Here is a 14,622-nt window from a genome sequence, read left to right as displayed (position 1 = left end):
TTTCCGGTGGTCCCGGCGGCGCGGGAGGCGCCGCCGGGACCAAGGTCACCGATCACCATGCGTGCAGGCACGTTTGCTCAACGCGTTCAACGCGGGGGTCCGAGCGATCAGAACCCGCCACCGCCGTCGAAGCCGCCTCCGCCGCCGTCGAACCCGCCGCCGCCGTCGAAGCCGCCGAAGTCGCTCGACCCGAAGTCGCCGGAGCTGAAGTCGGCGCCGGAGAAGTCGCCGCCCTGGAAGTCCGCGCCGCCGTACTCGGCCGCGTACGCCGGGGTGGCGAGCATCGAGCCGAGCATGGTGCCGACGAGCAGGCCCGGCAGCATCCCGCCGCCGAAGTAGCCGCCCGCCCACGGGCCGTACGCCGGTCCCGCCTCCCAGTAGGGGCGGCGCCCGCCGTCGGTCTCGACCGTGCGGGCCTGCGGGTCGAGCCCGTCGTCCAGGCGGGCCGCGTCGGCGGCGCAGACCGGGACCTCGCGGGCGGCGCCGCCCGCCGGGGTCCAGGTGCGGTCCGCGATGGAGGGGCCGTGGCGCGGGTCGAAGAAGCAGGGCGGGCGCCGCTCGGGCAGCGCGCGGCCCTCGCGGCGGGCGGCCAGCACGGCGAGCGAGTAGCGCCCGTCCTCCAGGGCCTGGGTGACCCCGCGCACGTCGTGCGGGCGGGTGGCCGCGCCCATCAGGGACTTGGCCCGGTCGTAGGAGTCGAGGGCCCGCTCGTAGTCGCCGCGCATGGCGTCGTCGGCGCCCGCCTCGGCGGGGTGGAAGTCGAGCCGCTCCAGCTCCTCGCCGAAGGCGGTGATGTCCTCGTCGACGACGACCCGCAGCCGGTCGAGGGCGGCGCGCTCCTCGGCCTCCTTGCGGAGCCGCTTGCGGCGGGACGCCGTGTAGAGCCCGGCGCCGACGCCCACGACCACCAGGCCGAGGACGACGAGGCCCGCGACGGGGACGCCGGAGCCGCTGCCGGAGGTGCCGGTGGCGCCCCAGGAGGCGGGGGCGGAGCCGCGCATGGTGGGCAGGGCCTGGTCGACGAAGTTGTTCAGCTCGGTCTTCGCGTCGACGCCGGGCTGCCGCACGTCGGCGACGAGGTTCTGCACCGCGTCGCGGGAGAGCACGGAGCGGTCGGCGGCCGCGTTGAAGCCGTCGCCGAGGCGTACGGCGTAGAGCCCGGTCACGCCGGTCTCGGTGCGCAGGTTGCGCAGCAGGTTCTCCGGCGGGAACTGCGCGTTCGCCGGGAGCACCGCCACGAACAGCGGCTTGTCCGCGTCCTTGATCTTCTTCGCCAGGGCGTCCGCGTCGGCCTTCGACAGCTGGGCGGCGGCGGCCGGGTCGACGTACACCGGGCCCTGTTTCAGGGCGGCGGCGGCGTCGGAGAGGCCCGTGGCCCTGGCCCCCGCGGAGGGGGCCAGGACCAGGAGCAGCAGAAGCGTCAGCCCGGCGAGGGCCGACCATACGGGTATCGCCCTGGTCCTCATGGTTCGACGCTACCCGAACGGCATCGAACAGGACATAGAGGGCCTATTCGGCCGGGTCGATGCCCGCCCGCAGCAGCCCGTAGGTGAAGGCGTCCTCCAGGGCGTGCCAGGAGGCGGCGATGACGTTGCCGCCGACGCCGACGGTCGACCACTCGGTGTTGCCGTCGCTGGTGGTGACCAGGACCCGGGTGGTGGACTCGGTGCCGTGGCGGCCCTCCAGGATGCGCACCTTGTAGTCGACGAGGCCGAACTTGGCGAGCGGCGGGTAGATCCGCTCCAGGGCGACCCGGATGGCCCGGTCGAGGGCGTTGACGGGGCCGTTGCCCTCGGCGGTGGCGACGATCCGCTCGCCCTTGGCCCACAGCTTCACGGTGGCCTCGTTGGCGTGGGTGCCGTCGGGGCGGTCCTCGACGATGGCCCGCCAGGACTCGGTGCGGAAGTAGCGGCGCGGGCGGCCCTCGACCTCCTCGCGGAGCAGCAGTTCGAAGGAGGCGTCGGCGGCCTCGTACGTGTAGCCCTTGAGCTCGCGCTCCTTGACCCGCTCGACGACGCGGGCGACCAGCGCGCGGTCGTCGCCCAGGTCGACGCCGAGCTCCTTGCCCTTGAGCTCGATGGAGGCGCGGCCGGCCATGTCGGAGACGAGCATCCGCATGGTGTTGCCGACCAGCTCGGGGTCGATGTGCTGGTAGAGGTCCGGGTCCACCTTGATGGCGGAGGCGTGCAGGCCCGCCTTGTGCGCGAAGGCGGAGACGCCCACGTACGGCTGGTGGGTGGAGGGGGTGAGGTTGACGACCTCGGCGATGGCGTGCGAGATCCGGGTCATGTCGGCGAGGGCGCCCTCGGGCAGCACCCGCTTGTCGTACTTGAGCTCAAGGGCCGCGACGACGGGGAAGAGGTTGGCGTTGCCGACCCGCTCGCCGTAGCCGTTGGCGGTGCACTGGACGTGGGTGGCGCCCGCGTCGACGGCGGCCAGGGTGTTGGCGACGGCGCAGCCGGTGTCGTCCTGGGCGTGGATGCCGAGCCGGGCGCCGGTGTCGGCGAGGACGGTGGCGACGACGGCCTGGACCTGGGCGGGCAGCATGCCGCCGTTGGTGTCGCAGAGGATGACGACGTCGGCGCCGGCCTCGTGCGCGGTGCGGACGACGTCCTTGGCGTAGCCGGGGTTGGCCTTGTAGCCGTCGAAGAAGTGCTCGCAGTCGACGAAGACCCGGCGGCCCTGGGCGCGCAGATGGGAGACGGTGTCGCGGACCATCTCCAGGTTCTCTTCGAGGGTGGTGCGCAGGGCGAGCTCGACGTGCCGGTCGTGCGACTTGGCGACGAGGGTGATCACCGGGGCGCCGGAGTCGAGCAGCGCCTTGACCTGCGGGTCCTGGGCGGCGCTGCCGCCGGCCCTGCGGGTGGCGCCGAAGGCGACGAGCTGCGCGTTCTTGAACGCGATCTCCTGCCGGGCGCGGGCGAAGAACTCGGTGTCGCGCGGGTTGGCGCCGGGCCAGCCGCCCTCGATGAAGCCGACGCCGAAGTCGTCGAGGTGGCGCGCGATCGTCAGCTTGTCCGCGACGGTGAGGTTGATTCCTTCACGCTGGGCGCCGTCGCGCAGCGTGGTGTCGAAGACATGGAAGCTGTCGTCGAGACGCGGGCTCTCGTCGTTCTCCGTGGTCATGACTGTGATGGCTCCTGTCGGATGTGGCTCCGGAAGTCTGGATCCACTTGCCCCCATTCTCACGCGCGGTCCGTTTTCGGCGGTGGTGGGGCCGGAAAACGAAAAAACCCCTCGCGGGTGCGAGAGGTCTGCGCGCGGGTCTGGGGCACGGTGTCCGCCTGCGTGGGGGTTGTTCCACGCGTCAGCGGCCACTGCGGACCGGCGCGCTGCTGCCGATAATCATCGTGGTAGCAAGCACGCCCGCAGTCTGCCACAGCCCTGTGGCCGAAAGGGGCGTGGTCTCAGCATGCGGGCGGCCGGTCCGCGGAGCGGCTCAGGACGTGGGGCTCAGGACGTGGGGCTCAGGACGCCGGGGCGGCGGCCTTCTCCTCCCCGGCGGCGCGCTGCCCGGGCGGCGCGGCGCCGCCCACCCGGCCCAGGTCGATGTCGCGGGTCTCGCGCATCGTGAGGTAGACGACCAGCGAGACGGCCGCGCAGCCCGCCACGTACCAGAAGAAGCCGGACTCGATCCCGGCGTCCTTGAACCAGAGCGCCACGTACTCGGCGGTGCCGCCGAAGAGGGCGTTGGCGATGGCATACGGCAGGGCGACGCCGAGGGCGCGGATGCCGGTCGGGAAGAGCTCGGCCTTCACACAGGCGTTGATCGAGGTGTAGCCGGTGACGACGACGAGGGCGAGCAGGGAGAGGCCGAGGGCCGGCCAGAAGGAGCCCGCGTGCCGGAGCATCGTCATGATCGGGACGGTCAGGAGAGTGGAGCCGACCGCGAAGGTGATGAGCAGCGGGCGGCGGCCGACCCGGTCGGAGAGGCGGCCGGCGAGCGGCTGGAGGCAGGCGAAGACGATCAGCGCGCAGAAGGAGACGAGGGTGGCGGTCCGCTTGGGAAGACCGGCGGAGTTGGACAGGTACTTCGTCAGGTAGGTGGTGTACGTGTAGTAGGCCACGGTGCCGCCCATGGTGAGGGCGACGACGAGGAAGGCCTCGCGCTTGTGCGCCCAGAGGGCCTTGAGGGTGCCCTTCTCGTCCCGCGCGACCCCGGTGTCGGCGGACTCCTCGTACACCTCCGTCTCCAGCATGGTGCGGCGCAGGTAGAAGACGACGGCCGCGCCGAGGGCGCCGACGATGAACGGGATGCGCCAGCCCCAGCCGTGCAGGGCCTCGGTGGACATCGTGCTCTGGAGGACGAGCAGGATGCCCAGGCCGAGGATCTGGCCGGCCGTCATGGACACGTACTGGAAGCTGGAGGCGAAGCCGCGGTGCTCCGGGGCGGAGGCCTCGGTGAGGTAGGTGGCGCTGGCGGCGTACTCGCCGCCGACGGACAGGCCCTGGAGGAGCCGGGCGACGAGGAGGACGGCGGCGCCGCCGTATCCGGCGACGGCGTAGGTGGGGGCGACGGCGATGAGGAGGGCCGAGGCGGACATCAGGGTGACGGTGAGGGTCAGCGCGGCCTTGCGGCCCTTGCGGTCGCCGACCCGGCCGAGCAGCCAGCCGCCGACCGGGCGCATGAAGAAGCCGACGGCGAAGATGCCGGCGGTGTTCATCAGCTTGGCGGTGTCGTTGCCCTCGGGGAAGAACGCCCCCGCGAAGTAGGTCGCGAAGCTGGCGTAGACGAACCAGTCGAACCACTCGACCATGTTGCCCGCGGACCCGACCCAGATCTTCTTCCAGTGCTCTCGTCCCATGGGCAGGAACCGTGCCGGAGGAAGCAGGTCCGCAACAAGGGCGTACCGCGCAACGATCGGGAGTACTTACGTGCCTTGAGATCCCGGGATCAGGGTTTGCTCGATGAACTCCCTTACGTGACCGAGGACTTGCTCCCGTCCGGTGCCGGGGATGCCGACCGCCACATGCACGCTGAAGCCGTCCAGGAGCGCCCGCATCCGGTGCGCGAACCGGTCCGGGTCGACGGCCCGGAACTCCCCGCGCGAGATGCCCTCGGCGAGGATCGCCACGAGGTCCCGGTGCCAGGCCCCCTCGATGGCGGCCTGCCGGACCCGGGCGTCGTCGTCGGCGTTCTGCGAGCGGTTCCAGACCTCCAGCCACAGCGTCCAGTGCGGGTCGCGCGGCCCCACGGGCACGTACACGTCCACATAGCCGTCGAGCCGCTCGCGCGCGCTCCCCTGCCCGGACAGCAGCGCGCTGCGCTCGGCCCCGAGCCGCCCCTCGCTCCACTCCAGGGTGCGCAGCAGGAGCTCGTCCTTGGTCCGGAAGTAATAGAGCAGATGCCCACTGCTCATTCCGACCTGCCGGCCGAGCCCGGCCATGGTCAGCCCGTCGAGCCCGCGCTCGGCGATGGTGTCCATCGCGGCGGCGAGCACGTCCTCGCGGGGCGGGGCGGCCTGGTTGCGGCGGCGGGGGTGGGGGGCCGGGTCGTTGCTCTGACTCACTCGTACGTTCTACATGATCCGGCCCCGGGGCCCGTCAGACCGCGGGCTGCTGCTGGGTGATGCAATGAATGCCGCCGCCGCCCGCGAAGATCGTCCGGGCGTCCACCAGGACGACCTCGCGCTCCGGGAAGAGGCGGCGGAAGATCTCTGCCGCGAGCTCGTCGTGCGGGTCGTCGAAGGCGCACAGGACGACGCCGTCGTTGCACAGGTAGTGGTTGATGTACGAGTAGTCGACCCAGTCGCCCTCCTCGTCCTTCAGGACGGTCGGGGCCGGGACCTCGATGACCTCCAGGGGGCGGCCCTGGGCGTCGGTCTGGCCGCGCAGGAGGTTCACGTACAGGCGGGAGCGCTCGAAGTCGGGGTGGGCCGGGTCCTGCTGGCTGTGGACCAGGACGGTGCCGGGGCGGGCGAAGGCGGCGACGATGTCGACATGGCCCTGGGTGCCGTACAGGCCGTAGTCGCCGGCCAGGCCGTGCGGGAGCCAGATCGCCTTGGTGGTGCCCAGCTTCGCGTGGATCTCCTCCTCGACCTGGCGGCGGGTCCACTCGGGGTTGCGGCCCGCGCCCAGCTGGACGGTGTCGGTGAGGAGGACCGTGCCCTCGCCGTCGACGTGGATCGCGCCGCCCTCGTTGACGAGCGGCGAGGACAGGACGGGGACCCCGGCGGCGTCGGCGACATGGCGGGCGATCTTGGAGTCGTGCTCCCAGCGGGCCCAGTCCTGGCCGCCCCAGCCGTTGAAGACCCAGTCGACCGCGGCCAGCGCGGTGCCGTCGGTGACGAAGGTCGGCCCGATGTCGCGCATCCAGGCGTCGTCCAGCTCCCGCTCGACGAGGTCGACGTCCTCGCCGACCAGGGCGCGGGCGGAGTCGGCGTCGCCGGGGGCGACCACCAGGGTGACCGGCTCGAAGCGGCGCACGGCGCGGGCCACCGAGGCCCAGGCGGTACGGGCCTCGGCGAGCTCCTCGGCGTTGGTGAAGGTCGGGTTGGGGCTCGGCCAGGCCATCCAGGTGCGCTCGTGGCGGGTCCACTCGGCGGGCATGCGGTACGTCATGGGGTGCGGTCCTAGCGGGTCAGAGGAAGTAGAGGCGGTTGAGGGAGACGGACTCGGCCGCCTCGGAGCGGATCGGCGAGCCGTCAAGGGAGACGAGGCCGCTGTGGCCGTCGACCTGGACGTCGCCGATCCGGGAGTTGAGCAGCAGGTCCGCGGGGCCGATGCCGCGCGTGCCGCGCACGGCGACGCGGCGGCGGCGGGTCGGCATCCGGTCGGAGCCGAGGTCGACGGCGGCCTGGGCGACGAAGGCCACGGAGATGTCGGCCGGGGTGGCGCCGTGGGCGCCGAACAGGGGGCCGAGGACGAGCGGCTGACAGGTGTCGGTGGCGGCGTTGGGATCGCCCGTGACGCCCCACGCGGGGAAGCCGGACTTGAGCACCATCTGCGGCTTGGCGCCGAAGAACTCGGGCCGCCACAGCACGATGTCGGCCATCTTGCCGACCTCGATGGAGCCGATCTCATGGGCGAGACCGTGCGCGATGGCGGGGTTGATGGTCAGCTTGGCCATGTAGCGCAGCACGCGCGCGTTGTCGTCGTGCGCGCCGTCGCCTTCGAGGGGGCCGAGCTCGGCCTTCATCTTGCCGGCCATGGCGAAGGTCCGCCGGACCGTCTCGCCCGCGCGGCCCATGCCCTGGGCGTCGGAGGAGGTGATGCCGATCGCGCCGAGGTCGTGCAGGACGTCCTCCGCGCCCATCGTCCCGGCCCTGATCCGGTCGCGCGCCATGGCGGCGTCACCGGGCAGGTCGGTCTTCAGGTCGTGGACTGAGACGATCATGCCGTAGTGCTCGGCGACGGCGTCGCGGCCGAAGGGGAGCGTGGGGTTGGTGGAGGAGCCGATGACGTTCGGCACGCCCGCCATCTTCAGGACGTTCGGTACGTGTCCGCCGCCGCAGCCCTCGATGTGGAAGGCGTGGATCGTCCGGCCGTCCAGGACCCGCAGGGTGTCCTCGACCGACAGGCACTCGTTCAACCCGTCGCTGTGCAGCGCCACTTGGACGTCGTGCTCCTCGGCGACCCGCAGCGCGGTGTCGAGCGCCCGGGTGTGGGCCCCCATGTCCTCGTGGACCTTGAAACCGGACGCCCCGCCCTCGGCCAGCGCCTCCACGAGCGGCGCCGGGTCCGAGGACGAACCCCGGGCCAGGAAGCCGATGTTGACCGGCCACGCGTCGAAGGCGCTGAAGGCGTGCTTCAGGGCCCAGGGCGAGTTCACGCCCACGCCCCAGACGGGCCCGAACTCCTGGCCGATGATCGTGGTGACGCCGCTGGCGAGCGAGGCCTCCATGATCCGCGGCGACAGCAGGTGTACGTGGGTGTCGACGGCGCCCGCGGTGGCGATCAGGCCCTCGCCGGAGACGATGGAGGTGCCGGTGCCGACGACGACGTCGACGCCTTCGAGGGTGTCGGGGTTCCCGGCCCGGCCGATCGCGTGGATGCGGCCCTCGCGGATGCCGATCGACACCTTGCGGATGCCCTGGACGGCGTCGATCACGAGGACGTTGCTGATGACGACGTCGCAGGTCTCGCGGACCGCGGCGGCCTTCAGGTGGAGCCCGTCGCGGGCGGTCTTGCCGAAGCCGGCCAGGAACTCGTCGCCGGGCTTCTGGGAGTCGGACTCGACCCGGACGACGAGCCCGGAGTCGCCGAGGACGACCCGGTCGCCGGCCCGGGGTCCGTGCACGGAGGCGTACTCGTAGGGATCCATCAGTTCTCCTCCTCGATGCCCGTACCGCGCCCCGCGCCCAGGTAGCCGCAGGCCGCGGCCCTGCGCAGGGCCTCCTCCTTCGCGCCCGGGGCGTCCAGCGGACCGTCCACCAGACCCGCGAAACCGATCGCCACCCGCGCCCCGCCGATCGGCAGCAGACCCACCTCGGCCTCACCGCCCGGATCGAACCGGAACGACGCACCCGCCGGAATCGCCAGCCGCATCCCGTACGCCGCCGAGCGGTCGAAGTCCAGCCGCGGATTCGCCTCGAAGAAGTGGAAGTGCGAGGTCACACTCACCGGCACCGACGCCGTGTTGCGCACCCGGAGCACCAGGGCCGGCTCGGGGTCGGCGTGCCCGGGTCCGGGCAGCAGCGCGCCCGGCGCCCGCTCCCCCAGGGAGCCGCCGCCGATGGGCGCGGAGACCACCGCGAGCCGCGAGCCGTCGTCGAAGACGGCCTCGACGTGGACCTCGGTGACCACGTCCGCGACGCCCGGCAGGACGTCCTCGGGTCCGAGGACGGAGCGGGCCGCCTCGATCGCCTCGGCGAGTCGCCTGCCGTCGCGGGCCGCCTCGCAGACCGTGTCCGCGATGAGCGCGGTCGCCTCGGGCACATTGAGCCGCAGGCCCCGCGCCCGGCGGGCGCGGGCGAGCTCGGCGGCGCCGAAGAGCAGCAGCCGGTCGCGTTCCGTGGGGGTCAGTCGCACGTGCCAAACACCTCCTGTTTGAGCACCACTCTAAATGCTGAGACCAAAGGTTCCAAGGATTGACGTCCCCACTTCACGTAGGTCACATTGAGCGGCACTCTAAATCTCGCCCACACCCCCACACCCCCACGCCCCCCCCCCTGCCCCGCCCCCTCCCCCAGGAGACCCCATGGCGATAGAACAGCGCGGAGTCGACACCATCCCCGAAGCGGAACGCACCAGCGGCCCCCGCGACCTCGTCTCGATCCTGCTCGGCTCCAATCTCTGCCTCGGCGTGATCGTCTTCGGCTGGCTGCCGGTCTCCTTCGGGCTCGGCCTGTGGGCGTCGGTCACCTCGGTCGTCACCGGCACCGTCGTCGGCGTCGCCGTCACCGCCCCGCTCGCGCTGATCTCCCTGCGTACCGCCACCAACCTGTCCACCTCCTCCGGCGCCTTCTTCGGCGTACGCGGCCGGCTCGTCGGCTCGGTGGTCGGCCTGCTGCTCTCGCTCGGCTACACCGCGCTGACCCTGTGGATCGGCGGCGACGTGATGGTGGGCACGCTGGAGCGCCTGGTCGGGCTGCCGACCGGCGGCGTGGCGCACACCCTCGTCTACGCCCTGCTCGCCGCGCTCACCGTGGTCGGCGCGGTGTACGGCTACCGGCTGCTGCTGAAGCTGAGCCAGGCCCTCGCCGTCGGGATGACCCTGCTGCTCGCGCTCGGACTCGTCGCGTACGCCGGGGACTTCACCACCGCCGCGGTGCCGGACACCCCGTACCTGCTGGGCTCGTTCTGGCCGACCTGGCTGCTGTCCGCGGTCGCCGCCGGGCTCAGCGGACCGGTCGCCTTCATCACCCTGCTCGGCGACTACACCCGTTACATCTCCCCCACGAGGCACAGCCCGAGGAAGGTCTGGCGCGCCACCTGTCTCGGCCTCCTCGTCGGCCTGCTGATCCCTCAGCTCTTCGGTACGTACACGGCGCTGGCGGCCCGCGGCGGCCTGGAGTACGCCGGACCGCTGGTCGCGGCCTCGCCCGGCTGGTACCTGGTGCCGCTGCTGCTCGCGGCGACCGCCGGCTCGGTCGGCAACGCCGGTCTGATGCTCTACTCGATGGGCCTGGACCTCGACGCGATCCTGCCGAGGGCCACCCGCGCCCGGGCCACGCTCGTCGTGGCGGCGGTGGCCACCGCCTTCGTCTTCCTCGGCCACTTCGCCTCGGACGCGCAGACCGCGATGACCTCGTTCGTACTGCTGCTCACCGCGATCGGCACGCCCTGGGCGGTGATCACCCTGATCGGGCACGTGCGCTGCCGGGGCCGGTACGACGCGGAGGCGCTCCAGGTCTACAACCGGCGCTCGCGCGGCGGCGTCTACTGGTACGCGGCCGGCTGGCACCCGCGGGCCACCGTCTCCTGGGCGATCGGCGCGGCGGTCGGCCTGGCCGCGGTGTCGACGCCGCTCTACGAGGGGCCACTGCTCGCCCTGACCGGCGGGATCGACTGCAGCTTCGTCTTCTCGGGGATCGTCGGCGGCGCGCTGTACGCCGTACTGACGCCGTCCCCGGAACGCGAGACGCCCGGGACGGAGACCGTCCCGGGCGTCCTGGTGGACTCGGAGTCCTAGCTCGCGTCCGCCGGTTACCTGCCCAGCTCGTGCATCCAGCCGTGGACGTCCTCGGACTTGCCGGTCTGGACGGCGAGCAGCGCCTCGCGCAGCTTCATCGTGACCTCGCCCGGCTGCCCGCCGGACTGCTGCCACTCGCCCCGGTCGGCCTTGACGGTGCCGACCGGGGTGATGACGGCGGCGGTGCCGCAGGCGAAGACCTCGGTGAGGCTGCCGTCGCGGCTGTCCTCGTACCACTGGTCGATGGAGACGCGGCCCTCCTCGGCCTCGTAACCGAGGTCGGCGGCCAGCTTGAGGAGCGAGTCGCGGGTGATGCCGGCGAGCAGCGAGCCGGTGAGGGCCGGGGTGATGATCTTGTTCCCGTACACGAAGTACAGGTTCATGCCGCCCAGTTCCTCGACCCACTTGTGCTCGACGGCGTCGAGGTACGCGACCTGGTCGCAGCCCTTCTCGGCGGCCTCGGCCTGCGCGAGCAGGGAGGCCGCGTAGTTGCCGCCGGTCTTGGCGTCGCCGACGCCGCCGGGGACGGCGCGGACGCGGTTCTCGGAGAGCCAGATGGAGACGGGCTTGACGCCACCGGGGAAGTACGGGCCGGCCGGCGAGGCGATGACGACGAAGAGGTACTCGTTGGCCGGGCGGACGCCCAGGCCGACCTCGGTCGCGATCATGAACGGACGCAGGTAGAGCGAGGCCTCGCCACCGTGCGCCGGGACCCACGCCTTGTCCTGCTGGACCAGCACGTCACAGGCCTCGACGAAGGTCTCGACCGGCAGCTCCGGCATGGCGAGCCGGTGCGCGGAGGCCTGGAAGCGGCGGGCGTTGGCGTCGGGACGGAAGCTGGCGACCGAGCCGTCGGGGCGGCGGTAGGCCTTCAGGCCCTCGAAGATCTCCTGCGCGTAGTGCAGGACGTTGGTGGCGGGGTCCAGGGAGAGCGGCCCGTAGGGCACCAGCTGACCGTCGTGCCAGCCGCGGCCCTCCGTCCAGCGGATGGTGACCATGTGGTCGGTGAAGTGGCGGCCGAATCCCGGGTTGGCCAGGATCGCCTCGCGCTCCGCGTCGGACAGCGGGCTGGAGGAGGGCTTGAGCTCGATGGTGGGCGTCGTCATGAGTGCTTGTCCTTCACCGGTTGTGTGTGTCGGACCGCGCTCACGCCGCTACGCAGTACTGCTAGGACGTCCGAGCTTTCCCGCATGCCGCGGCCCCACGTTCGATTATCGCTCGTGGGGGCCGCTGCACGAAAACGGTGGGTGACGCGGTCCAGGGTTCGATGGTGGCACCCTGCGACCGCATTGGTACAGCCGCCGGGTGCGGAGTGCGACCCGGCGGCTGGGGTGGTGCGTTCAGCGGCGGGTCAGCTCGCTACGCGTACCGCGAGCGCGTCGCCGATCTCGGCCGTCGTACGGACGCTGCCGCCGCGCTCGGTGAGGTCGGCGGCGACCGCCTCCTCGATCCGGGCGGCCTCGGCCTCGTAGCCGAGGTGACGCAGCAGCAGCGCGACGGAGAGCACGGTGGCCGTGGGGTCGGCCTTGCCCTGGCCCGCGATGTCCGGGGCAGAGCCGTGGACCGGCTCGAACATGGACGGGAACTCGCCGCTCGGGTTGATGTTCCCGGAGGCGGCGACGCCGATCCCGCCGGAGACGGCGGCGGCGAGGTCGGTGATGATGTCGCCGAAGAGGTTGTCGGTGACGATGACGTCGAAGCGGGCCGGGTCGGTGACGAGGAAGATCGTCGCGGCGTCGACGTGCAGGTAGTCGGTGGTGACCTCGGGGAACTCGGCCGCGACCGCGTGGAAGATGTTCGTCCAGAGGTGGCCCGCGAAGGTCAGCACGTTGTTCTTGTGGACCAGCGTGAGCTTCTTGCGGGGGCGGGCCTGGGCGCGGGCGAAGGCGTCCCGGACCACGCGCTCGACACCGTAGGCGGTGTTGACGGAGACCTCGGTGGCGACCTCGTGCGGGGTGCCCTTGCGGATGGTGCCGCCGTTGCCCGTGTACGGGCCCTCGGTGCCCTCGCGGACGACGACGAAGTCGATCTCGGGCTGGCCGGCGAGCGGGGTCGCGACGCCGGGGAGCAGCTTCGAGGGACGCAGGTTGACGTGGTGGTCGAAGGCGAAGCGCAGCTTCAGGAGGAAGCCCCGCTCCAGGACGCCGGACGGGACCGACGGGTCGCCGATCGCGCCGAGCAGGATCGCGTCGTGGCCCTTGAGGGAGTCGAGGTCGGCGTCGGTGAGGGTCTCACCGGTGGCGTGGTAGCGCGTGGCGCCGAAGTCGTACTCCTTGGTCTCCAGCTTCACATCCTGGGGAAGGACGGCCGCGAGGACCTTGAGGCCCTCGGCCACGACCTCCTGGCCGATGCCGTCGCCGGGGATGACTGCGAGATCGATGCTGTGAGACATGTCGGCACCCTACTCTTCGTCCCATCGTCTGACACATCTTGTCCAGGATACGGACGAACCTCCGGAGACCCGCGCTGGTCAGCGCCGGTCAGTGCCGGCCAGTGCCCGTCAGTGCCCCGTCTCGCCGCCGTTGTCACGGCGGTCGAGGGCGCGCTGGAGGGCGGCGGCGGCGTTCTTGCGGGCGTCGTCGCTCGGGCGGGCGACGGAGTGGCGGACGCGGCGGGTGGTCTGAGCGGCCATGAGAGATCGACTCCTTGAGATCAGCGTTGATCCGAGATCCACGGTGATACGAGATCGGTGGTGATCGAAGGCGCCGGAAGGGGCGGGGAGCGTCGCCGCAGGGGTTGCCTGCTCGGGGCGTGACGCTCTCGACCGCCCTGCGCTCGATGGAGCGGGACGTTCGGCTTCTACAAAGCTAGGACAGCTCGGCCGAACTGTCTCCACAATTACTCGGACTTCCTACTATCTGAGACGACTGAGACGACATCCACTTCCCTACCTAGATTGCATTCCTACCTAGGTAGTGGTGGAATGCCGCCATGGCCGCAGACCGCAGATCCAGCTGGCTCAAGGGAGTCCTCGACCTGCTCGTCCTCTCCTGCCTGACCGACGGTGAGAGTTACGGGTACGAGATCGCCAAGGCGCTCGCCGAGGCGGGACTCGGCGAGATCAAGGGCGGGACGCTCTATCCCGTGCTGAACCGCCTGGAGGAGGCGGGCCTCGTCGAGGCGGAGTTCCGCGCCGCCGAACGGGGCCCCGGGCGCCGCTACTACCGGCTCACCGACGCCGGGCGGACCCATCTCGCGGCCGAGAGCGAGGCCTGGACGCGATTCCACCGGGCCGTCGGCAGCAAGCTGCACACAGGGGGAACGACATGACGAACCGCTGGTTCACCGAGCTGTCCGGGGCGCTGCGCGCCGCCGGGGTGCCCGAGGAGCAGATCACCCGGACGGCCGACGAGCTGCGCGGCCATCTCGCCGAGTCGGGCACCGCGCCCGAGGAGGAGTTCGGCCCCGCCGCCCGCTTCGCTGCCTCGCTCGGCGGGCTCGCCCCGGCGCCGGGCGAACCGGACGAGACGGCCGAGCACTGGACCTGGACGGCCGACCTCTTCAACGACCGGCGGATGCTGGCGGTCCACGGCGACCAGGGCTGGGAGGTCGAGCAGCTGGACTCGCTGGGCCGCTTCGTCTGCCGCCGGGCGCCCGGGGCGCCGCTCGCCTGGGAGTACCGCCGCGAGGTGATCGCCGGCCGGCGCCGCGCGAAGCTGCTGGCCGAGCTGGACCCCGAGGGCTGGGAGCTGTGCGGCGAGTGGCTGGTGTACGGCTACTTCAAGCGCCCGAAGGCGGCGACCACCGGCCCCGCCGGAGCCCTTGGGACGGTGCCCGCCACACCGGACCGACGCCTGTTCCTGAGCCGCCGCGCCAAGGCCCTGCTCGTCGTCTGGGCCCTGGCCTCGGGCGCCGCGTACCTCTCCCTGGGCCTGCCGGGCCTCGCGGTCCTCTTCGCCCTGGGCGGCGCCCTGTCCGCCGTCTACACGGCCAAGCTGGAGACGGACCGGGGCAAGGTGGCGGCGGCGAGGAACGCGGCGGCGCCGGAATGAGAACCGCCCCCGTCCTCGGTGGGGGCCGAGGAGGGGGGCGGTGATCAGGGGCCTCCC

13 protein-coding genes are annotated in these 14,622 nt (G+C 72.0%); 3 read left to right on the top strand and 10 right to left on the bottom strand.

Annotated elements, in window-relative coordinates:
- Nucleotides 1–107: 107 nt before the first annotated feature.
- The 7 genes from ABTZ54_RS30855 to ureA form a co-directional block, all read right to left on the bottom strand.
- Nucleotides 108–1,466, bottom strand: coding sequence for a hypothetical protein (locus tag ABTZ54_RS30855; protein ID WP_351669487.1), 1,359 nt, complete (start codon nt 1,464–1,466; stop codon nt 108–110).
- 43 nt (nt 1,467–1,509) lie between these two features.
- Nucleotides 1,510–3,126: a citramalate synthase gene (gene cimA / locus ABTZ54_RS30850; protein WP_351669485.1), complete on the bottom strand. Its 1,617-nt coding sequence runs from the start codon at nt 3,124–3,126 to the stop codon at nt 1,510–1,512.
- A gap of 341 nt (nt 3,127–3,467) precedes the next feature.
- Nucleotides 3,468–4,805, bottom strand: coding sequence for an MFS transporter (locus ABTZ54_RS30845; RefSeq protein WP_351669483.1), 1,338 nt, complete (start codon nt 4,803–4,805; stop codon nt 3,468–3,470).
- A gap of 66 nt (nt 4,806–4,871) precedes the next feature.
- Nucleotides 4,872–5,426: a TetR/AcrR family transcriptional regulator gene (locus tag ABTZ54_RS30840; protein ID WP_351669519.1), complete on the bottom strand. Its 555-nt coding sequence runs from the start codon at nt 5,424–5,426 to the stop codon at nt 4,872–4,874.
- 118 nt (nt 5,427–5,544) lie between these two features.
- Complete coding sequence (locus ABTZ54_RS30835) at nt 5,545–6,561, bottom strand: agmatine deiminase family protein (protein ID WP_351669481.1); 1,017 nt, start codon at nt 6,559–6,561, stop codon at nt 5,545–5,547.
- 19 nt (nt 6,562–6,580) lie between these two features.
- Complete coding sequence (locus tag ABTZ54_RS30830) at nt 6,581–8,263, bottom strand: urease subunit alpha (protein WP_351669479.1); 1,683 nt, start codon at nt 8,261–8,263, stop codon at nt 6,581–6,583.
- Nucleotides 8,263–8,970, bottom strand: coding sequence for an urease subunit gamma (gene ureA / locus ABTZ54_RS30825; protein ID WP_351669477.1), 708 nt, complete (start codon nt 8,968–8,970; stop codon nt 8,263–8,265). Before ureA ends, ABTZ54_RS30830 begins: the two co-directional genes overlap by 1 nt.
- Nucleotides 8,971–9,139: 169 nt before the next feature.
- On the opposite strand from ureA, the gene ABTZ54_RS30820 reads away from it, so the two are divergent.
- Nucleotides 9,140–10,573: a cytosine permease gene (locus ABTZ54_RS30820; RefSeq protein ID WP_351669475.1), complete on the top strand. Its 1,434-nt coding sequence runs from the start codon at nt 9,140–9,142 to the stop codon at nt 10,571–10,573.
- A gap of 14 nt (nt 10,574–10,587) precedes the next feature.
- Here the strand turns inward: ABTZ54_RS30820 and ABTZ54_RS30815 are convergent, their stop codons facing one another.
- The 3 genes from ABTZ54_RS30815 to ABTZ54_RS30805 all read right to left on the bottom strand — a co-directional run bounded on the left by ABTZ54_RS30815 (nt 10,588) and on the right by ABTZ54_RS30805 (nt 13,205).
- Entirely contained in the window at nt 10,588–11,679 is a 1,092-nt protein-coding gene (locus tag ABTZ54_RS30815) for a branched-chain amino acid aminotransferase (RefSeq protein WP_351669473.1), read from the bottom strand.
- Between the two features lie 245 nt (nt 11,680–11,924).
- Entirely contained in the window at nt 11,925–12,965 is a 1,041-nt protein-coding gene (locus tag ABTZ54_RS30810) for a 3-isopropylmalate dehydrogenase (protein WP_351669471.1), read from the bottom strand.
- A gap of 108 nt (nt 12,966–13,073) precedes the next feature.
- Nucleotides 13,074–13,205 carry a hypothetical protein gene (locus tag ABTZ54_RS30805; protein ID WP_351669469.1) on the bottom strand — a complete coding sequence of 44 codons (132 nt, stop codon included), beginning with the start codon at nt 13,203–13,205 and terminating at the stop codon, nt 13,074–13,076.
- Between the two features lie 299 nt (nt 13,206–13,504).
- Between ABTZ54_RS30805 and ABTZ54_RS30800 the strand changes: the two genes are divergently transcribed.
- Together ABTZ54_RS30800 and ABTZ54_RS30795 are read left to right on the top strand one after the other, a co-directional pair.
- Complete coding sequence (locus ABTZ54_RS30800) at nt 13,505–13,843, top strand: PadR family transcriptional regulator (protein WP_351669467.1); 339 nt, start codon at nt 13,505–13,507, stop codon at nt 13,841–13,843.
- On the top strand, nt 13,840–14,565 hold the full coding sequence (locus ABTZ54_RS30795) for a hypothetical protein (RefSeq protein ID WP_351669465.1): 726 nt from the start codon (nt 13,840–13,842) through the stop codon (nt 14,563–14,565). The genes ABTZ54_RS30800 and ABTZ54_RS30795 overlap by 4 nt, the downstream gene beginning before the upstream one ends.
- Nucleotides 14,566–14,622: the final 57 nt, after the last annotated feature.

Source organism: Streptomyces sp. NPDC094032, from assembly GCF_040303965.1.
Classification (GTDB): domain Bacteria; phylum Actinomycetota; class Actinomycetes; order Streptomycetales; family Streptomycetaceae; genus Streptomyces.
Note: the sequence above shows the minus strand (reverse complement) of the source record. Positions and strands in the feature narration are given on the sequence as shown.

Coding starts and splice junctions, on each gene's coding strand:
- ABTZ54_RS30805 (WP_351669469.1), bottom strand. CDS start 13,205: ATGGCCGCTCAGACCACCCGCCGCGTCCGCCACTCCGTCGCCCGCCCG.
- ABTZ54_RS30820 (WP_351669475.1), top strand. CDS start 9,140: ATGGCGATAGAACAGCGCGGAGTCGACACCATCCCCGAAGCGGAACGC.
- ABTZ54_RS30840 (WP_351669519.1), bottom strand. CDS start 5,426: ATGGACACCATCGCCGAGCGCGGGCTCGACGGGCTGACCATGGCCGGG.
- ABTZ54_RS30800 (WP_351669467.1), top strand. CDS start 13,505: ATGGCCGCAGACCGCAGATCCAGCTGGCTCAAGGGAGTCCTCGACCTG.
- ABTZ54_RS30845 (WP_351669483.1), bottom strand. CDS start 4,805: ATGGGACGAGAGCACTGGAAGAAGATCTGGGTCGGGTCCGCGGGCAAC.
- ABTZ54_RS30835 (WP_351669481.1), bottom strand. CDS start 6,561: ATGACGTACCGCATGCCCGCCGAGTGGACCCGCCACGAGCGCACCTGG.
- ABTZ54_RS30810 (WP_351669471.1), bottom strand. CDS start 12,965: ATGTCTCACAGCATCGATCTCGCAGTCATCCCCGGCGACGGCATCGGC.
- ABTZ54_RS30830 (WP_351669479.1), bottom strand. CDS start 8,263: ATGGATCCCTACGAGTACGCCTCCGTGCACGGACCCCGGGCCGGCGAC.
- ABTZ54_RS30815 (WP_351669473.1), bottom strand. CDS start 11,679: ATGACGACGCCCACCATCGAGCTCAAGCCCTCCTCCAGCCCGCTGTCC.
- cimA (WP_351669485.1), bottom strand. CDS start 3,126: ATGACCACGGAGAACGACGAGAGCCCGCGTCTCGACGACAGCTTCCAT.
- ABTZ54_RS30855 (WP_351669487.1), bottom strand. CDS start 1,466: ATGAGGACCAGGGCGATACCCGTATGGTCGGCCCTCGCCGGGCTGACG.
- ABTZ54_RS30795 (WP_351669465.1), top strand. CDS start 13,840: ATGACGAACCGCTGGTTCACCGAGCTGTCCGGGGCGCTGCGCGCCGCC.